Raw genomic sequence first — 18,017 nt, forward strand, 5'->3', positions numbered from 1 at the left:
GCACACAGAATTGAGTATGGTTGGAATCATGATTACGCCCGCAGACCTTGCACGCATGCTTGCCCATGCTGCGGACGACCATACCCAAAATCCGATGGAATCGGACAAACTGCTGTACACATCGCAGTCCGTTTCCTTGCGGCAAGAGACCATCATCACGCCCAGCGCACCCACCCCAGCAATGATGCCGCAACGGCGCGCCACAGACGGTCCGACCACATTCGCCTCGCTCGACGCGCAGGAACTGCCGGTGGTACGCGAATATTCGGCGGGCGGTCTCGTGTTCGATGACAAGGGCCGTGTGGCGATCATCGCACGTCATTCACGCAGCGGGCATTTGGAATGGTGCCTGCCGAAAGGTCATATCGAAAAAGGCGAGACACCGCAGCAAACCGCCGTTCGCGAGGTACATGAGGAAACCGGCATTTTGGGTGAAGTGGTCGATTCCATCGCTACCATCGACTACTGGTTCACGGGAACCAGCCAGCGCGTGCACAAGCTGGTGCATCACTTCGCATTGCGCCAGATCGGCGGCGAGCTGACGGTGGAAGGCGACCCGGACCATGAGGCAGAAGACGCGATTTGGGTGGATTTTGCTGATTTGGACGACGTTCTCAGCTACCCGAACGAACGAAAGATAGCATGGTTGTACGCAAGGAAACTCAACAGACAGGCGTGAAGGTGAATCAACCCGCACAACGGAACGTTCCGCACGGCATACGTGCTCTTTCGGCAATCCTCGCCATGGTCATGACCATGGCGTTGATGTTGTTATACGCACCTACGCCACATGCCAAAGCCGAAGAAACACAGGAAACACAATCGGGAGCCATGCTGTCAATCGACTCCTCCACAGCCGTGCTGACAGACACTTCCGGCTATCATCTGAGCGCAACGGTGACCAACACCACAGATCAGGAAATCCCATCGGGCACGCTGACCCTCGCCATGAACGCCTTCTACACGTTCGTGTCGCGCAACGATATCCAGGAATGGTCGGAAGGCATCGGGCAGATCCCAACGCCCAATATCGTGGGCCAAAGCGAGGTTCCCGCGCTTCAGCCGGGAGCTTCAGCGAACGTGCGCATCGACGCGGAATCAAGCCAAGAGGCACTGGCATCCATCAACTCCTGGGGTCCCAAGCCCATCACTCTCAGCTATGAGGCCGGCGGAGTCCAGCAAGACAAAGCACACACTTTCGCAACACGGACCGGAGCTGGAATCAATACCCCCGACACGCCCGCGATGAATATCACCATCGTGCAGCCGCTCGAAGCGCAAGGATGGACCACCGACAACACCATGCTGGAACAGCTCGTCAACAAAGGTGGCGTCACTTCCGCAGAACTTTCGAAAATCGCCGTTCCCGGCAAAGAAGACGAGGCACGACTCAAGTCGCTGGAACAGACGTTCACCAAGCATGACAAACTGCAGGTGGTGGCCGATCCGACCTATCTGAAGGCGATGCCGATGCCGACGCAAGTCGACGGCATCACGCAACCGGCCCTATTCGACATCACCGCCTATTCCGCGCTGAACGACAGCAAAACCTATGATTCGGCAAGCGTCGGCACCTCGCAATGGAACGCCGAACAGGCCTTGGAAAACTATCAATCGGCGTTGGGCGACCCGAACGCAAGTATGACCACGTATGCATGGCAGGGCACCGGCAATTGGACGATCGAGGCGCTCACGAAAGCCAAGCAGCAGGGGTACGACACCGTCATCGCCACGCATGATTTCGAAGAGAACGATGCGGCTACCGCAGAAACAGGCAAGGCCATAGTGGCCACCGACGCGGGCGACGTCACCGTACTGACCGCGCAAAGCGTGCTTTCCAACCTTGCACAGGGCAAGGCGACCAGTGCCGACGCCGAAGCGGATGGCGAGGGAACAACGGCCGGGCGTCTCGCACGATTCGTCGCGCAAAGCGCGTTCTACCAAATGGAACAGCCGTATGCGGAACGCAACCTGCTGGTCTGCCTAAACGACAATTCCGACCCAGCCGTCGTGGATGCGCTGATGACGGACGTCGAACAATCGCCGTGGCTGAACATCACCGATCTGAACACATTAAGCAACGCCGACCCCGCCTTGAGCGATGACGATGCGGCCGCGATCGTACCACAATCCGACGGAATCAATGATGCGACACAAGCCAATCTCAGGCAGACGCTCAACACGCTGGCAGCCTCGACAAGCGACATCAAACGATTCAACGCGTCCATCCTCACCGACGTCGCCGACGATGCCAAGCAGTCCCCCGCAGGCCTCAAAGCGTGGCGCAGACAGCTCGTCAACGCGCACGGCATCATGGCCCTGCACGCGCTAGGCGGCGAAAATCCAGCCGGAAGCACCATGGTGGAAGGAGCCGGGCAACTGGCGTCCCTGCTCATCAACGGAGTGACCATCACACCGACGGAAAACGTCAACGTGGTCAGCGAAACCGCGCAAATGCCCGTTACCATCAGCAACAGCCACCCCTATCCGGTCACGGTAAAAGTCTCATCATTGACCAACTCCATGCAGATTGTCACTTCGCGTTTCGACACCGTGGAGGTACCCGCAAACGGCGAAGCCCAAGTGGCATTCATCATCCGTGTGGCCACCTCCGGCACCGCGGACGCCACACTCAGCCTGCAGGACAGGCAGGGCATCGCATTCGGAGCGACACAAACCACCCACATCACCAGCGCATTGCAAATCAGCGACAAAACCGGCTTCATCATCATCGGCATCGCCGTGCTGCTTGGAGCTTTGGGACTGTGGCGCCAATTCCACCGTAAGAAGGATCCCGACGAATGAGTTCTTCCGTTGGCCGTAATTCACTGATCATGGCCTCTGGCACCGCGGCCTCGCGCGTGACCGGGCAAATCCGTACCATTCTGCTCGCCTGGGCTTTAGGCACCACCGGCTATGCGGCAAACGCCTACCAGGCCGGGTCCATGATTCCGCAGGTCATCTACACCCTGGTTTCCGGCGGTATTTTCAACGCCGTGCTCGTGCCGCAGATCGTGCGCACGTTGAAGGCGAAAGACGCCGAAACCAAGCTCAACAGGCTCATCACGCTCGCCATCACCATGTTGTTGGCGGTGACGATTCTGATGGCGCTGTGCACGCCACTGCTCACCAGACTGTATGTGAACGGCGGCCCGGAAACCATGGCGTTGGCAACCTCGTTCACTTTGTGGTGCATGCCCCAGATCTTCTTCTACGGCCTGTATACGGTGATCGGTCAGATTCTCGCAGCCAAAGACCACTTCACCGCGTATGCGTGGAGTTCGGTGGGTGCGAACATCATCAGCTGCATCGGCTTCGGCACATTCATCGCATTGTTCGGCCGCGCCACGGAGCATCCGCTTGATTTCTGGACCGCCGACAAAATCGCTTTGACGGCCGGAACATGGACATTGGGCGTGGCATTCCAAGCGTTGGTGCTGTTCATTCCGCTGACCAAAATCGGATTGAAATACCGCCCGCAATTCGGACTTCGCGGCATCGGCTTGCGTTCGATGGGACCGGTCGCAGCTTGGAGCGTCGGCATTGTCGTAATCGACCAGCTCGCCAATATCGTAATCACGCGCACGTCCACCAACGCGCCGATGCTCGCGCAGCAGAAGTTCGGTATCAATCCGCTCGATGTGGCCGGCAATGCCTCATACCAGAACGCGTACACGATTTACATGCTGCCATATTCGCTGATTGCCGTTTCGCTTGCAACCGCGATTTTCCCGAAAATATCCCGTGCGATCGCCGACCATAATATCGCCGAAGCGCGCACCGATTTAAGCCAGGCAATGCGCAATATGGGCGTGATCATGTGTTATTTCTCGGTCGCTTTCGTAGTGATGCCCGTTCCGATCATTCTCGCGTTGCTGCCGTCTGTGAGCGTCAGAGAGGCGATTCTTATGGCGGGACCGTTGGTCACGCTTGGCGTGGGACTTCCGTTCGCCAGCGCGTATCTGATTATCCAGCGCACGTTCTATGGATTCGAAGACGGCAAATCGCCGTTCATTTTCATGCTGTTCGCCATGGGCATTCAAGCGGTAGGCGTGATAATCGGCGCGAAGCTACTTCCCCCTACCGAATGGACGACAATGATCGGCACGGTAGGAGCCATAAGCTACATACTGCCGATTCCCGTCCTGTATGTCATGTTGCGCAAACGTTTCGAAAACAATATCGACGGTCCGCGCATAGCCATCTCGTATCTGAAATCGATTGGCGCGGCAGCAGCTGCCATGCTCATCGGCGTGATGGCACGTGACAGCGTCTACCAGCTCGTCGGCGCCCAAATCGGAGCGGTGGACGGTCATATGAACTGGATTCAGGCAGTGGTGTGCGCTGCGCTGTTGACCATAGTGACTTTCATCGTTTACGCGGGCATGTTGCGGCTGCTGCGTTCTGAGGAATTCGACGAGGCGATCGTACTGCTTTCCTCACGTATTCCCGGACTTCGCAAGCCGACCAGCCCCAACGATAGACTGGAGCAAGGCGACGCCGAAAACGGCGAGTGACCATAGGCAGAACAAACGTTTACAAAAAGTTGAAGGAACCCATGAAACCTCAGCTGGGAGATACCATCAGCAATCGCTACGTGCTCGTTTCGCCGTTGCGCGAAGAAACCGGACTGCAGGTCTGGAAGGCCAGCGACCATGTGCTCGCACGGGATTGCCAGCTGTTTATCGTCAGCAGCAGCAAGGCATTGCAGGAAGTCAACGCAACCGCTTCCATGCTGGCCATTTCGCACGACTCCCACTTCACAAAAGTGTTGCAACTCCAGCATGTCGGCAAGGTCGCGCTGGTGGTGACACAGCTTGACGAAGGCATGGCCCTCAGCGAATATCTTGCGCTGAACGCCAACCAGCCGTTGAGCTATACAGCCATGCGTTCCATCATTGGCGAAGTCATCGAATCGTTGCATGTGCTGCAAAAAGACAATCTCACGCATTTCTCCATCAGCACCGACACGGTGCGCCTGACCCGTTCCGGCATTCAGATTGCAGACGCTCCGGTGAGCGTCATGCTTGCCGACACTTCTCGCGCGCAGGCTTTGGAAAATCGGGAACAGCTTGCGATTCGGCAGATTGCGGCATTGTTGTATGCGATGCTGACCCGCCGTCCGTCCACATTGTCGACTGATTTCCGTCTGGACGCGCTCGCGCCGACCACGCCGATGGAATTCCGTGTGATCTGCAAGCGCGGACTTGAGCTTGAAGAGGCCGACGGCTTCCCCACCGTTCCGATGGCGACTCTCGCGGAATTGGAGGCGCTGCTTGGCGAGTACCAGCCGCTGTCATCGTTGGGGGGTATGGATGTCACGTTGCCTTCCATGGATTCGGAGTGCTCGATCGCCAATGTTCCGTTGCTGCAGATCCTTGAGAAGGATACGCTCCTGCTACCGGATACGCTGGCGGTGACTGGAAGCATTCCGGAAATGACGTTCACGGCTCCCGAACCGCATAACGATTTTTCCGATGGCAAGGAGGCTTTGGCGAAAAGCGTCGCAGCCACCAGCGGAGCGGTGAAATCGTTGTGGAGCAGCGGCCGTGAGCTGCTGAGCGAAGAAGACATCGATGGCGTGACCGACACCAGCGATTCCCCCTTCTCCTTCCCTATCAGGGTTTCAGTACCGTCCGACGGCATGTCGTCAGACGATTCCCAGTTGGAAAAAACCGGCCGCATTCCAGTGATCGGCGCGGACGGTCAGGTCATTCAGCCCGGCGAGGAGTCCGCTCGCGCGTTGAAGGCAGAGCAGGAGGCGATCGACGCCGCGTATGCCGCCGGTCGAGCCGCAGTTCCGCCGAGCTTCACACCGAAGAATCCTTCTCCCACGTCGGCGAGTACTGACGTTGCCGACGCGAAACTGTTTGGCAAGCTGAAAACGAAGGTCGTTGCGATTATCGTTGCCGTTCTTGTTGTTGCGGTAGCGCTTGGTTTCGCTATTCAGGGTTTGATGAAGCCTTCAGATTCGGTTACGACTGATTCCGAAGGACCATGGCCGGAAATAAATCTTGACAAGGTGCCGTTCGGCGAGGGCGATCAGACGGATGCGAATTCCGCGGATTCTTCCAATTCTGATAAGTCCGGCAATACCGATAAGTCCAACAATACCGATTCGTCCAATTCCGCGGATTCTTCCGATACTTCCGCCAATGCGCCGGCATCTGGCGATTCATCATCCAAGAAACTCAAGAAAACCGAAGACAAGGTCGTGACCGCTGACAAGCAGTCGAAGAAGGTACCGAATCCGAAGCAGCCGGAAAACACGACTGCATACGAAATCGACAATCGTCAGTTCCTGTCGAACCCTGACGGACAGCAGGGCTACGGATATTACGTGCACCTGAGCCAACCGCAGAACGTGTCTCGCATGGTCATCAAGATTCGTTCTTCGGGCGGCCAGGGATACATTCGCGTAAACGCGACGAACAGCCCGTCCCAGGGTGAGCAGGTGGCACAGTTCAAATTCGACGATTCCGGCACTACCGAAGTGAAGTTCGACAAGTCTGTGAAAACGCAGGACATCATGCTGTGGGTGCCGCTTGACAGTCTGCCCGGCAGCCAGCTGTACATCGATTCCCTGCAGATCTTCTAATCGTTGTCACCGTCTTTCTAACGTTTTCCGGAAAAGACGCGCATGGAGGGCACGTGTAATATGCACGTGCCCTCCTTTGTATCTGCCACTCGATTGTCTGCCGAAATCGTTGATGTCAATCAACTACATATCCCAAATTAGTGGTCAAATCGACTTGTGCAGACATACAACCGGGGTTGTACAGACAATCCGCCGCGCAGACCACTTACTCCGGCCAGTGTTCGAAGAGGGTGAGGAGCTTTTCGACGTTGACGTCGCTCCAGCTGTCGATTCGAGGACCATCGTACGCGCTGTTGTACGGCTGATCGAACACAACCACGTGCTGCCCGGCTTCGCGCAGGGTTTCGATGTTCGCCGGCGAATCGTCGATGTGGATCGTGGCCTGCATACTGTCTTTCAGCCCAGTGAAGCACAGGCTCATGTACGGAATGTGATTGCTATCCAACCATTGCGCGGTGTCGGAAACGACCATCTGATGCTGGCCGGACACGAACAGCCGATGCGTGACGATGCGAATGTACACGTGCTCGCCCGCCAATCGTTGCAGCGCCTGCGCTACCCCCGGAAGCGGCTTCATCGTCGCATACAGATGCTCACGTTCCGCGGCTTTATGCGTTTCGATGTAATCGTCAAGCGTGTCGAACGGCCATCCATCCTCGCGGGTGAGATTGTAGCGCGCGGCCCGCAACGCACGTTCCGGCACGTCAATGCCCTGCCGATGCAGATAATCGCGGATCGCACCTTTGTAATCCGCGCAGACGCCGTCCAAATCGAGATTGAGCACGCGATATCCCTGCACGCCCACGCGCTGACTCTCGTATTGTTCAGGAATAGTCGCCATATCACGTTCCTTTCTTATGCCTGATGCCGATCAGCCCGTCGAATAGCCACGCCAATCAGCTCGCTATCAATCAATGTACCGTGACATTCGTCGGCAACAAGCGCAAATACTCCCGCAGGTAAGGAAGATAGAAAAGGGATAGAAAAAGACGAGATTGCCAAAAATCTTACAGAAGAACGATTTTGAGACTTTCATAAAAAGACAGAAAATTCAAAGATCACACCACTTCTTTTTGCGACGGCGATACTGCCCGGCAATCGACGATCAACTTTCATCACAGCATCATTACGTTTATTTCAAGATTAGCCGATGAAAATACAAAAGAATCAACGATCGTTGCATGACATTGACGGTTGCACCTGCCTATAATGAAGGCACAACAGAACAAAGAGACACGATGCGGCAGGGACCGGAGAGAAAACCGGAACCGCACCCCACACGCGGGGAAACGGCAACGCCACCCGCGCTGAAACAATAAACAAGACTTACGGCAGCGGCCAGAGGAAAGAAAAGAAAACAAGAACGCCGCCAAGCCGAACGAAAGGAAACATCATGAAGAACAACACTTTCAACCAGATCGTCAACGCCAACCTCGCTTCCATCGATCCAGGCTTCGGCCAGTTCGCACTCGCCAAGGCTAGCGCCGATCTGTTCAAGAAGGTCATCAACAAGTGACCCAAGGCCTGCACAAGCAGGCGTCACACTTAAATAACCAAAGGGCTTGCGTTCCGCATGGAGCGCAAGCCCTTTTCTCATGTTCCGCTCAAGCACTGCCAAGAATCCAGCCACCACCAGCAACTGCACACACAGCCCCTCACATAACCACACACAACAACTCGTGTTTCACGTGAAACTCTGTAGATGATCCGATTCGGAAGGTACTTGATAATACGCCATAAGAAAAAGGAATGCGCGAAATCGTGAGATGCGTGGATGTCCGTTTTGACGATTCGCTACAGTGGGAATATGAGTGATTTGCGAGATGCGATTATTGTCGGGTCCGGCCCTGCCGGATATACCGCAGCCATATATTTGGGCCGAGCTGGATTCAAACCACTGGTCATCGCGGGCGCGCTGACCCCAGGCGGGCAGCTCGTCAACACCACCGAAGTGGAGAATTTCCCAGGCTTCCCCGATGGCGTTATGGGACCGGAACTCATGGACAATATGCAACGCCAAGCGGAGAAGTTCGGCGCAGAAATCATTTGGGATGACGTTGTTTCCGTGAGCAACGATGACGCCACCGGCGTGAAAACCGTGCGCGTCGATCTGGGAGACGTTTTCGAAACCCGTGCTTTGATCATCGCAACCGGATCGGAATACCGCAAGCTCGGCATCCCCGGAGAGGCGGAATATTCCGGCAAGGGCGTGTCATATTGTGCGACTTGCGACGGCTTCTTCTTCCGAGATAAGCCGATTATTGTGGTCGGCGGCGGCGATAGCGCATTCACTGAAGCTGATTTTCTTTCCCGATTTGGATCGTCGGTGACGTTGATTCATCGTCGTTCCGAATTCCGCGCATCGCAGATTCTCGTGGAACGCGCTCAACAGAATCCGAAAATCACCATCATCACAGATTCCGTGGTGGAGGAAATATTGGGAGACGACAACGGAGCACAATCCGTGAACATTCGCAACGTCATCACCGGAGAGATTGGCACGATTGCCGCAAACGGTATTTTCGTAGCGATCGGCCACTCCCCCGCCACAACTTTTATTGACGGCATTGTGCAGCGAGATGCGGCTGGATATATTCAGGTGGATGGCGCCAGCACACGCACCAGCACTGCCGGTATTTTTGCAGCAGGCGATTGCGTTGACAGTATTTACCGTCAGGCGATCAGTGCCGCCGGCATGGGCTGCCGGGCTGCCCTTGACGCCCAAGCCTACCTAGAGCAGTAGCACTCCCCATGACGGTCATTCATACAGTCATCTCACAATCATGACTGTATGAATGACCGTTATGTGACCGTGATACACGGTCATGCCCTGCAAAAACTGGAAAAACGAACGGAAGGGCGGCATATTCTGTTCACGACTGTAAGCTTGGTCAAACAGCCTTGAGTGTGTCGTGAATAGAATATGCCGCCCTTCTGCGAACATCACACTGATCAGACAGAGAAACTCGAGAAATACTATTCTTCAGCAGAAGGCATGAGCATGTCGACAATGCGCTTCATGTCGTCTTCGGATTTGAACACGATTTCGATGCGACCATGTTCCTTGGATCCCTTGATGGACACCTTCGTGTCGAACCTCTTTTCAAGGCCGACCTGCATTGGCGTTCCCGCCCACGGATTCAGTTTGCTGGTCTTCACCTTCTTCGGCTGATCCGATTCGGCGGCCTTCATCGACACGATTTCCTCGGTGCTGCGAACAGACAGTCCTTCGGCGATAATGCGCGTCGCAAGCTGTTCCATATCAGCTTCGGCCGGCAATCCCAGCAGCGCACGCGCGTGACCTGCCGATAAGAGTCCGGAAGAGACCTTCTTTTGCACGGTTGCAGGCAGATTCAGCAATCGCAAGGTATTTGCGATCTGCGGGCGTGATTTCGATACAGATTTCGACAATTGCGCCTGTGTCAGACCGAAATCGTCGATCATTTGCTGATAGGCAGCCGCTTCTTCCAGCGGATTCAACGCAACGCGATGCAGATTCTCCAGCAGAGCGTCACGCAACATGTCATCGTCTGCCGTGGTTTTGACGATCGCAGGAATCGTTTTCAGACCTGCGATCTGTGAAGCACGCCAACGACGCTCGCCCATGATGAGCTCATACATGCTATCCATGCGACCGTCGAACATATTGTGCGGCTCGGCATTGTTGGCGGCGTTCTCCTTGCGCGCGGCCTCAATCTGCGAGAGTGGACGTTTCCGTACGACAATGGGCTGCAGCACGCCGACTTCCTTGATGGAATCGGCAAGTTCACGAAGATCATCCTCGTCGAAAATAGTACGCGGCTGATGCAGGTTGGGTCCGACGTCACTCAGACGCAATTCAACCAAGTATCCACCCTGCACCGGCAGCAGTTCCGGTTCGCTGTTCTTTGCATCTTCGTTCTTTTTTACCGCTATAGTTTCACGTGAAACACTCCCCTGCTTCACATCGGCAGAAGGAGCGACAGGACTAGTGGCACCGAAGAACATGTCAGCTGGATGAGCCGCTTCGTTCAGCGTGATGGAAGGCATGCTGGCACGATGAACGCCTCCCTTCTTGATTTCACGTGAAACGTTTTTCTTCATGTCGCGGACGGCATCGACGGAAGCCTTGGCTGTCACCATGGAGCTTTTAGCGCCTGCATTCTTTTCCACAGACGGCACGTCGGCACTGTCAGCCATATTTCCGGAAGTTTTCGCGGACGATTTGTTATCGGCCTTCACCCCTGCAGCAGGAGTAGCCGGCTCAGCGGCAGCTTCCGATTTTGCCGACTCTCCTGGAAGAGACGGAAACAGCGCGCCGAGACCCCTGCCTAAACGTGATTTCGTAGCCATAATCAGTTCTCATTCCTTCTTGCATCGATAGCCTGCAACACCGTCTGCGAGCGACGTGCGAGTTCCAACGCGGCCTCGCAGTAGGAGATTGCACCCATGCCCTTGGGGTCGTAGGCGATAACGCTTTGATTAAAGCTTGGCGCTTCCGATATTTTCACCGTTCGTGGAATCGTGGTGTCCAACACGATGGTCGGATAGTGGCTTTTGACCTCGTCATGCACTTCACGGCTGAGCAGGGTTCGCTTATCGAACATGGTAATCAGCATGGTAGAAACGAGCAGTGACGGATTGAAATGTTCCTGCACCAGCCCGATGGTATTGATAAGCTGGCCAAGCCCCTCCAACGCATAGTATTCAGCCTGGATCGGAATCAGCATCTCATGCACCGCGCACATGGCATTAATTACCAGCAGTCCAAGGCTTGGAGGGCAATCGATAATCACGTAATCGTAGTGTTCCTCGCTGTTCTCAAGAAACTCGTCAACCGCGGTTTTCAGCAGCACATTGCGATTTTCCATGTCGGCGACTTCCAGCTCGGCACCACTCAGATCAATGGAGGCCGGTACCACATCAAGCAGATCGAAATCAGGGCAGGCACGCTTGACTTCGGCAATGGTTTTCCTACCTTCGATCACGTCGTATACCGACGGCTCTCCCGACGCATGCGGAGCACCCAACGCGGTCGACGCATTGCCCTGTGGATCCATATCGATCAGCAGCACTTTGGAACCGAACTGAGCCAACGCAGCGGAAAGATTCACCGCAGACGTGGTTTTGCCAACGCCGCCCTTCTGGTTAGCGACCGCAATCAGTCGCGTCTGCTCCGGCTTTGGGCAAACGGCCTTCTGCAAGGCGCGATAGCGAGACGATTCGTCGGCGATCTGCGAACCAAGAGGAGAATCCGATCCTCCGAAAATTCGTTTGATGGTTTCCGTTGCCGATTCCATCGATGTCAGGTTATCTGGTCCTTCAGGTCCAGTCATACGTCAGCCTTCCTTACGATATGCTTAACATTCAAGTTTCATCATTTGGGTGGACAGAATCAGCCCATCTCACCCATTGTGCGCAAATGTGGATAACTGTGGATAGTCAGTGGATAACTTGCGCTACTCACAAAAAGTTATCCACAGATATTTTATTGCCATTCCAACATTTTCTCTGCGGTTTATTTCAACGATTCCCCAGCTGTGGATAATGTGGACAACTCGCCTAAATTGTGGATAACTTACTTTTTATCCACCATGAGCACATGGGTCGATTCAAGCCCCGGACCGACCTCGGCATTCACCACTCGCGGACGAACGCCGCCGCGCTTGGCGATCTCCATGGAGGCTTTTTCGATCTCCTCCTGAGCGGATCTTCCCTTCAATGCGACCAGACATCCACCGCGTTCAAGCAACGGCAACGTCCACCCGGATAGTTTGGTCATCGGCGCAACGGCACGACAGGTCACCACGGCGAACGGATGCCTTGCCTGAATGGGCTTGCCATCCAAATCCAGTACAGGACCGCGGGCAACCGCTCCCCTGCCGTTCCTGCCGCCTTTGCCGTTTCTACCGTTTCTGGCGTTCCCATTGCCACGGTTGCCGCCTTGAGTGCCAGACGCACCCACAATGGCCTCGATCATCTCATTGGCCCTGGCACGCACCACCGTAACATTCTCCAGCTCCATGTCCGCCACGCACTCGTTCAGCCATTCGATACGCCGTTCCATAGGCTCTACAAGCGTGAACTGGTGATCCGGCAGGCATGCGGCCGCAACGATACCGGGGAAACCGCCACCGCTGCCAATATCGGCAACCGTTTTAAACTGCTTATTGGCCGTGGATTCCCTCACGAAAGGCACAATGGCAGCCGAATTCAGAATATGGCGTTCCCAAATAATCCCAACGTCTCGTGGCCCAATCAAGCCACGGGGTTCGCCTTCTTCGGCAAGTTTCGCATGAAAGACACGCAGCTTGTCCAACGCATCCCCCAGCACTTCCTCAAGAATCGGCGAATCATCAAGTTCGTCTGTCACATCACTCATGGGCACCATCCTATATCCTGCTCTTCCTCATTGCTGGTATTCCAGCCATTACTCCCCGACCAATGCCGGCAATATCGCACGGCCTACGCAGACCGTAAGCAAGTCCATGCGCACATAGGCGTCACGTATCCAGCGCACGACTCGCGTGCAGTCATTCACCAATCGCAATAAAAAAAAGCGCCACCAAATAGTGACGCCATGTTTCACGTGAAACGAGCCGAACTCAGGCCTCATCCTCGTCTTCGGTTTCCTCGGCGGCGGAAGCCTTGAGATACACCGTAACGTAACGATGTGGCTCCTCGCCGTGGGAACGGGACTTCATGCCTTCCTCACGCACCACGTCATGCACGATCTTACGCTCGAAGGAATTCATCGGCTTCAGGTCGACCGGCTCTCCGGTCTCGTGCACCTCGTCGATGGCGTCCAGCGCGATGTCATGCAGACGCTGACGCTTGCGCTTTAGATAGCCGTCGACGTCCACAATGAGATGGGAACGTTCGCCGGTCTTCTGCTGCACGGCAAGTCGCGTCAGCTGCTGCAATGCGTCGACGACCTCGCCGTTGCGTCCGATGAGATGCTTGATATCCGTATCATCATCGGCGACGATTTGCACGGTAGGACGATTGTTGCGCACGCCCATTTCGATATCACCTTCGTAATCAACGATATCGAGCAGTCCTTCAAGATAATCGGCAGCGATATCAGCTTCCTCATTGAGCTGATCGATGGTCTTTTCCTCATCTTGCGCCATGGTGGTTGTACTCCTTTGAGCGGGGTTTCTATTACTAAAAGTCTTGCTATGTAAAGTCTAATTACTGTTTACCACGTCGACGATAAACGCTGATAAAAGTGGTGTGTCCCGCGTTTCACGTGAAACACGGGACACACTCTTACTCACTTCTTTTTCTTTTTACGGCTCGGCTGATGACGCTGGTAGCCGTTCTTTTCCTTCACTTCGGCGGCTTCCTTGGCCTTCTGCAGCGCCTCTTCCTCGAGGGATGGCAGACCGGCCTTGGCTCGGCGGGCGTTCTCATGAACATGATCACGCTTTTCCTTCGCTTCGGCGGCCGGAGATCCCGGAGTCGGGAAGACGTGGATCTGCCAGATGGAACGCAACAGATTGCAGATGTTGTTGGTGAGCCAGTACACCAGCACAGCGAACGGCATGGCAATACCGGAGACAATGTACATGATCGGGAACATCCACAACATCATCTTCTGCATCATTTCGGTCTGCTTGTTTGCCGCAGACTGAGCCATGTTACGCTTCATGCTGTTGTACTGCATGAACCACAGGCAGAAGCACATCAATGCAACGAAGATGGCGATAACTACTTTGCCATGCACGGCGGCGGTCGTGAAGTTATCAGCCACGTTCACACCAAACACTGTGGTGGACGTGAACTGCTTGGCTGTGGCGATGTCGAAAGCGCCAAGACCCTGTCCGTCCCTGAATTTGCCGCGTGCGATGTACGGAATGGCTGACAGCGTATAGAACATGCACATGAATACGGGACCCTGCACGAACATAGGGAGCATGGAAGTGCAGCCACCCATCGGGTTCGCATCATTGTCCTGGTAGAGCTTCATCATCTCGCGCTGCATGGCTTCCTTGCTGGCGGGATCGTTCTTGCCCTTGTATTTGTTTTGGATACGCTGCATCTTTGGCTGCAGGACGGCCATCTGGGCCTGCATCTTGCGCATACCCTTCATGGACTTGTAGAACAGCGGAAAAACGCATGCCTGGACCACAAGTACTAGGAATACGATGGACATGACCCACGAGAAACCGATCTCGTTCATGCCCAGCATCACCAGGAACTTATGGAATACGGCCATGATCTGCGTCATGAGCCACTCGACGGGATACAGGAGCTTATACAGCCAGCCCCAGAAACCGCTGTCGAGGAGGAATTGATTTTGATTCATTACAGGCCAGTCTCCTTATCGCCTATAGGTTTTTCTACGTTCAGAGGCGTGAGCCGAGGTTCCTCGTGTGCCTTCGACCACGAACATCTGTAAAACAAGGAATAAAGCTGCGGAACGTCGTCAATTCCCCCACGGTTCCACTGATTGCAGCGAAGAAGGCGCAATAACGCAAGAAGGCCACCCTTAAGGCGGCCAAATCGTTCAATCGCCTGAATCGCATAATTGGAACAACTTGGATAATATCTGCAGCAGGGTGCGGTATTCGCGGAAATATGACGTTGGTACCAGCGAATGGCGCGAATCATCCAATTTCCGTCACAACCGGCGTTCATTACTGACGCACGGCCTTACGATTCACCGCTTCAAAACATGCTACGATCTGCTGTTCCAACGATAGAAAATCAGCATGTGCAGCACTTGGCTTTGCACGCAACACGATATCGCAGGATTCAGGTAAGGCAGATTCGTACTTTCGCGCAAGCACGCGGAAACGACGTTTAACGGCATTACGCGTTACTGCGTTGCCGACAGCCTTGGAAACGGCCAAACCGACACGTCGGCCCCGCTTCGCCGTGGAATCGTCAATAATGGCATCGTCGTGCATCAAATAATGCACGACGATGTCTTCTCGCGATACCCTACGACGGCGTTTGAGCACCGCGACAAAATCGCGATGGCTTTTCAGCCGTTCCACCACTCTATGCCGTTAAATCAGGCAGCGAGGGACTTGCGGCCCTTGGCGCGGCGACGGTTGATCAGAGCGCGGCCTGCGCGGGTGCGCATGCGCTGACGGAAACCGTGCTTCATGTGGCGACGGCGGTTGTTCGGCTGGAATGTCCTCTTCATAATTAATGCTCCCGGTGTTTTAGCCATGCCAAGGCACGGCTCCTCATGAGTCAAGCTCTACCAAATTACTCTGACCCCTGAACAGAGTAATTGCCTCCGCTAATTCCTTCACATTTTCATGGGGACTCTCCCCACAAAACAATCCACAAAAAACGTTGGTATATCGCCAAACTCCCCACAAAAGTTATCCACAAACTACATCACTGTTATTCACAATTCAATTATTTCAACACGCTTACCGGTGGATAACTCGGGGAAAAGAGAGTACAAATAAACAGTTGCACTACTGGTAGAAGTCTGTCGAGAAAGGGGAATCCGTGGCCGATACGACAACCGATCCTCTCGATCAGGCTCGCGGAGTATGGTCCGACGCGCTGGCGTTGCTGCACCAGAATCCCGCGCTTTCCGTACGTGACAAAAGCTGGCTGGAAAATGTTTTTCCGGAAGGCATGTGGGGTCCCACCATCGTGTTGTGCGTGCCCAGCGCGGCCGCGCAGCAGACGTTGCAGAACGAATTGAGCCAACCTTTGCTGAAGGCGTTGCGAGAGGCCGCCGAACAGGATATTTTCCCCGCATTCAAGATCGTGGAAAAGAAGGAACCCGCCCAGCCGGCCGTCGAGGAATACCCTCATTTTACCCCCGCGCCTCATGTTGAGGAAACCACGCAGGGCCAGCTTCCCATTCCGGTCGTCATGCCTCCGGAACGCCCCAACACCTTCCAACGAGGCCAGAACAGGCCTTTGCTGGATCCTAAGACCCACCTGAACAAAAACGCCACCTTCGACACCTTCGTTCCTGGCGATTCCAACCGTTTCGCGCGCACCGTCGCATTGGCCGTCGCGGAAGGTTCCGGCCATGATTTCAACCCGCTGTGTATCTATGGCGGCTCCGGCCTGGGCAAAACCCACTTGCTGAACGCCATCGGCAACTACGCGCTGGTCAAGGATCCCTCACTGAAGGTCCGTTATGTGACCAGCGAGGAGTTCACCAACGAATTCATCGAAGCATTGGGCGACACCAACCAGAATTCCGGCCAAATCAAGGAATTCAACCGTCGCTACCGTGAAGTCGACGTGCTGCTGATCGACGATATTCAATTCCTCAGCGGCAAAGACGCGACACTTGAACAGTTCTTCCATACGTTCAATACCCTGCACCAGGCGAACAAGCGCATTGTGATCGCATCCGATGTGCCTCCGAAGGATCTGCAGGGCTTCAACGAACGCCTGATCTCCCGCTTCGAATCCGGCCTGACCGTCGACGTCAAGCCGCCGGATCTGGAGACGCGAATCGCCATTCTGCGCATGATCGCCCATGGGTCCAACGTTCAGGACGACGTGCTCAACCTTATTGCGGAACGTTTCACCGAGAACATCCGCGAGCTGGAAGGCGCACTGAACCGCGTGACTGCCATGGCTTCCCTGAGCGGACAGCCGGTGACTCGCGCGCTGGCGGAGCATACTCTGCAGGACTTCTTCGCGACCGATGTGGAAATCAAGCCCACCGACATCATCACCCAGGTGGCGAAATACTTCTACATCACGTTCGATGACATCGTCGGCCGTTCTCGCACGAAGAAAATCGCGCTGGCCCGCCAGATCGCCATGTATTTGGTGCGTGAGCTCACCAGCATGAGTCTGAACGACATCGGCCAGGTGTTTGGAGGCAAGGACCACACCACGGTGATGCACGCCTACACCCGTATCAGCGATGAAATGCAGGAAAAGCAGGAAATCTACAACTATGTGACGGAGTTGACACTGCAGCTCAAGCAGCGTTCCGGCGAGAAATAACGTTTCCCGCGACTTCGCTCGTTTACGTGTGTTTTTGGACGCCTCAAAAACGATTTTGGCGTTTTCCGCCTTTTTAGGCGCATTTCAGACGCTAAGTGTGAATATTAGTAAAACCTTTATCGGCTACTTTACCGACCGGGCTGACACGCCGGGCTGTGGAAGATTTTTATTGAAGTTATCCACATAGTTATACACAAATTAGGGATTTCTCGGTGGAAAACCCGTTGGAAACGCGAAAATTGGCGGTGGATGAATTGTGGACTATACACAGGCTTCTGTGGATAACTTTTTCTCATTGCCGAGCCTGTGGATAACCCCATGATTTGTCCACACTCCATTCAAAAGTTATCCACAGGTAGTGAGGTGAACTGAACCCTTGCAAAATGTGGGGTCTAATCACTTACCCACATTATCCACAGGCCTTATTATGACGAATATAGATTGTTATAAGAAAATCATCATCGTCACCATAAGTGGGGAATTCCCCACG

The 18,017-nt window shown here is 54.7% G+C and carries 16 protein-coding genes; 7 read left to right on the plus strand and 9 right to left on the minus strand.

The features are described from left to right. The first annotated feature begins 16 nt into the window (after positions 1-16). The 4 genes from NBH13_RS07110 to NBH13_RS07125 are packed head-to-tail and all read left to right on the plus strand — an operon-like array spanning position 17 to position 6,598. Positions 17-679, plus strand: coding sequence for an NUDIX hydrolase (locus tag NBH13_RS07110; protein ID WP_180753446.1), 663 nt, complete (start codon positions 17-19; stop codon positions 677-679). Continuing rightward, positions 643-2,805, plus strand: coding sequence for a DUF6049 family protein (locus NBH13_RS07115; RefSeq protein ID WP_250779417.1), 2,163 nt, complete (start codon positions 643-645; stop codon positions 2,803-2,805). The genes NBH13_RS07110 and NBH13_RS07115 overlap by 37 nt, the downstream gene beginning before the upstream one ends. Then, entirely contained in the window at positions 2,802-4,517 is a 1,716-nt protein-coding gene (gene murJ, locus NBH13_RS07120) for a murein biosynthesis integral membrane protein MurJ (RefSeq protein WP_250779419.1), read from the plus strand. Before NBH13_RS07115 ends, murJ begins: the two co-directional genes overlap by 4 nt. A gap of 41 nt (positions 4,518-4,558) precedes the next feature. Next, positions 4,559-6,598 (plus strand): hypothetical protein, encoded by a 2,040-nt coding sequence (locus NBH13_RS07125; protein ID WP_180753728.1) that lies wholly within the window; start codon positions 4,559-4,561, stop codon positions 6,596-6,598. Positions 6,599-6,803: 205 nt separating this feature from the next. Here NBH13_RS07125 and NBH13_RS07130 read toward each other — a convergent pair whose 3' ends face one another. Further along, the gene (locus NBH13_RS07130) at positions 6,804-7,439 is read right to left on the minus strand and encodes a 5' nucleotidase, NT5C type (protein WP_250779421.1); all 636 of its coding nucleotides are present in this window, start codon (positions 7,437-7,439) and stop codon (positions 6,804-6,806) included. 552 nt (positions 7,440-7,991) lie between these two features. Between NBH13_RS07130 and NBH13_RS08685 the strand changes: the two genes are divergently transcribed. Both NBH13_RS08685 and trxB read left to right on the plus strand, forming a co-directional pair. Then, the gene (locus tag NBH13_RS08685) at positions 7,992-8,114 is read left to right on the plus strand and encodes a hypothetical protein (protein ID WP_260805169.1); all 123 of its coding nucleotides are present in this window, start codon (positions 7,992-7,994) and stop codon (positions 8,112-8,114) included. Between the two features lie 291 nt (positions 8,115-8,405). Next, positions 8,406-9,341 carry a thioredoxin-disulfide reductase gene (gene trxB, locus NBH13_RS07135; protein WP_099571670.1) on the plus strand — a complete coding sequence of 312 codons (936 nt, stop codon included), beginning with the start codon at positions 8,406-8,408 and terminating at the stop codon, positions 9,339-9,341. A gap of 233 nt (positions 9,342-9,574) precedes the next feature. Here the strand turns inward: trxB and NBH13_RS07140 are convergent, their stop codons facing one another. The 8 genes from NBH13_RS07140 to rpmH form a co-directional block, all read right to left on the minus strand. After that, the gene (locus NBH13_RS07140) at positions 9,575-10,930 is read right to left on the minus strand and encodes a ParB/RepB/Spo0J family partition protein (RefSeq protein WP_250779423.1); all 1,356 of its coding nucleotides are present in this window, start codon (positions 10,928-10,930) and stop codon (positions 9,575-9,577) included. Positions 10,931-10,932: 2 nt separating this feature from the next. After that, the gene (locus NBH13_RS07145; RefSeq protein WP_099571671.1) at positions 10,933-11,877 is read right to left on the minus strand and encodes a ParA family protein; all 945 of its coding nucleotides are present in this window, start codon (positions 11,875-11,877) and stop codon (positions 10,933-10,935) included. A 278-nt stretch (positions 11,878-12,155) separates the two neighbouring features. Continuing rightward, positions 12,156-12,968 (minus strand): 16S rRNA (guanine(527)-N(7))-methyltransferase RsmG, encoded by an 813-nt coding sequence (locus tag NBH13_RS07150; protein WP_410050772.1) that lies wholly within the window; start codon positions 12,966-12,968, stop codon positions 12,156-12,158. A 214-nt stretch (positions 12,969-13,182) separates the two neighbouring features. Continuing rightward, positions 13,183-13,710, minus strand: a complete 528-nt coding sequence (locus tag NBH13_RS07155; protein WP_099571581.1) for a Jag family protein — start codon at positions 13,708-13,710, stop codon at positions 13,183-13,185. A gap of 143 nt (positions 13,711-13,853) precedes the next feature. Continuing rightward, the gene (yidC, locus tag NBH13_RS07160; protein WP_099571582.1) at positions 13,854-14,888 is read right to left on the minus strand and encodes a membrane protein insertase YidC; all 1,035 of its coding nucleotides are present in this window, start codon (positions 14,886-14,888) and stop codon (positions 13,854-13,856) included. Further along, positions 14,888-15,193, minus strand: a complete 306-nt coding sequence (gene yidD, locus NBH13_RS07165; RefSeq protein ID WP_004222749.1) for a membrane protein insertion efficiency factor YidD — start codon at positions 15,191-15,193, stop codon at positions 14,888-14,890. The genes yidC and yidD overlap by 1 nt, the downstream gene beginning before the upstream one ends. A gap of 26 nt (positions 15,194-15,219) precedes the next feature. Next, on the minus strand, positions 15,220-15,582 hold the full coding sequence (gene rnpA / locus NBH13_RS07170; RefSeq protein ID WP_099571672.1) for a ribonuclease P protein component: 363 nt from the start codon (positions 15,580-15,582) through the stop codon (positions 15,220-15,222). A gap of 17 nt (positions 15,583-15,599) precedes the next feature. Then, positions 15,600-15,734, minus strand: coding sequence for a 50S ribosomal protein L34 (rpmH, locus tag NBH13_RS07175; protein ID WP_003807168.1), 135 nt, complete (start codon positions 15,732-15,734; stop codon positions 15,600-15,602). A 317-nt stretch (positions 15,735-16,051) separates the two neighbouring features. Here rpmH and dnaA point away from each other — a divergent pair, with 317 nt between their 5' ends. Continuing rightward, on the plus strand, positions 16,052-17,527 hold the full coding sequence (dnaA, locus tag NBH13_RS07180; RefSeq protein WP_099571583.1) for a chromosomal replication initiator protein DnaA: 1,476 nt from the start codon (positions 16,052-16,054) through the stop codon (positions 17,525-17,527). Positions 17,528-18,017 lie beyond the last annotated feature (490 nt).

The organism is Bifidobacterium intestinale (assembly GCF_023656765.1).
Lineage (GTDB): Bacteria > Actinomycetota > Actinomycetes > Actinomycetales > Bifidobacteriaceae > Bifidobacterium > Bifidobacterium hominis.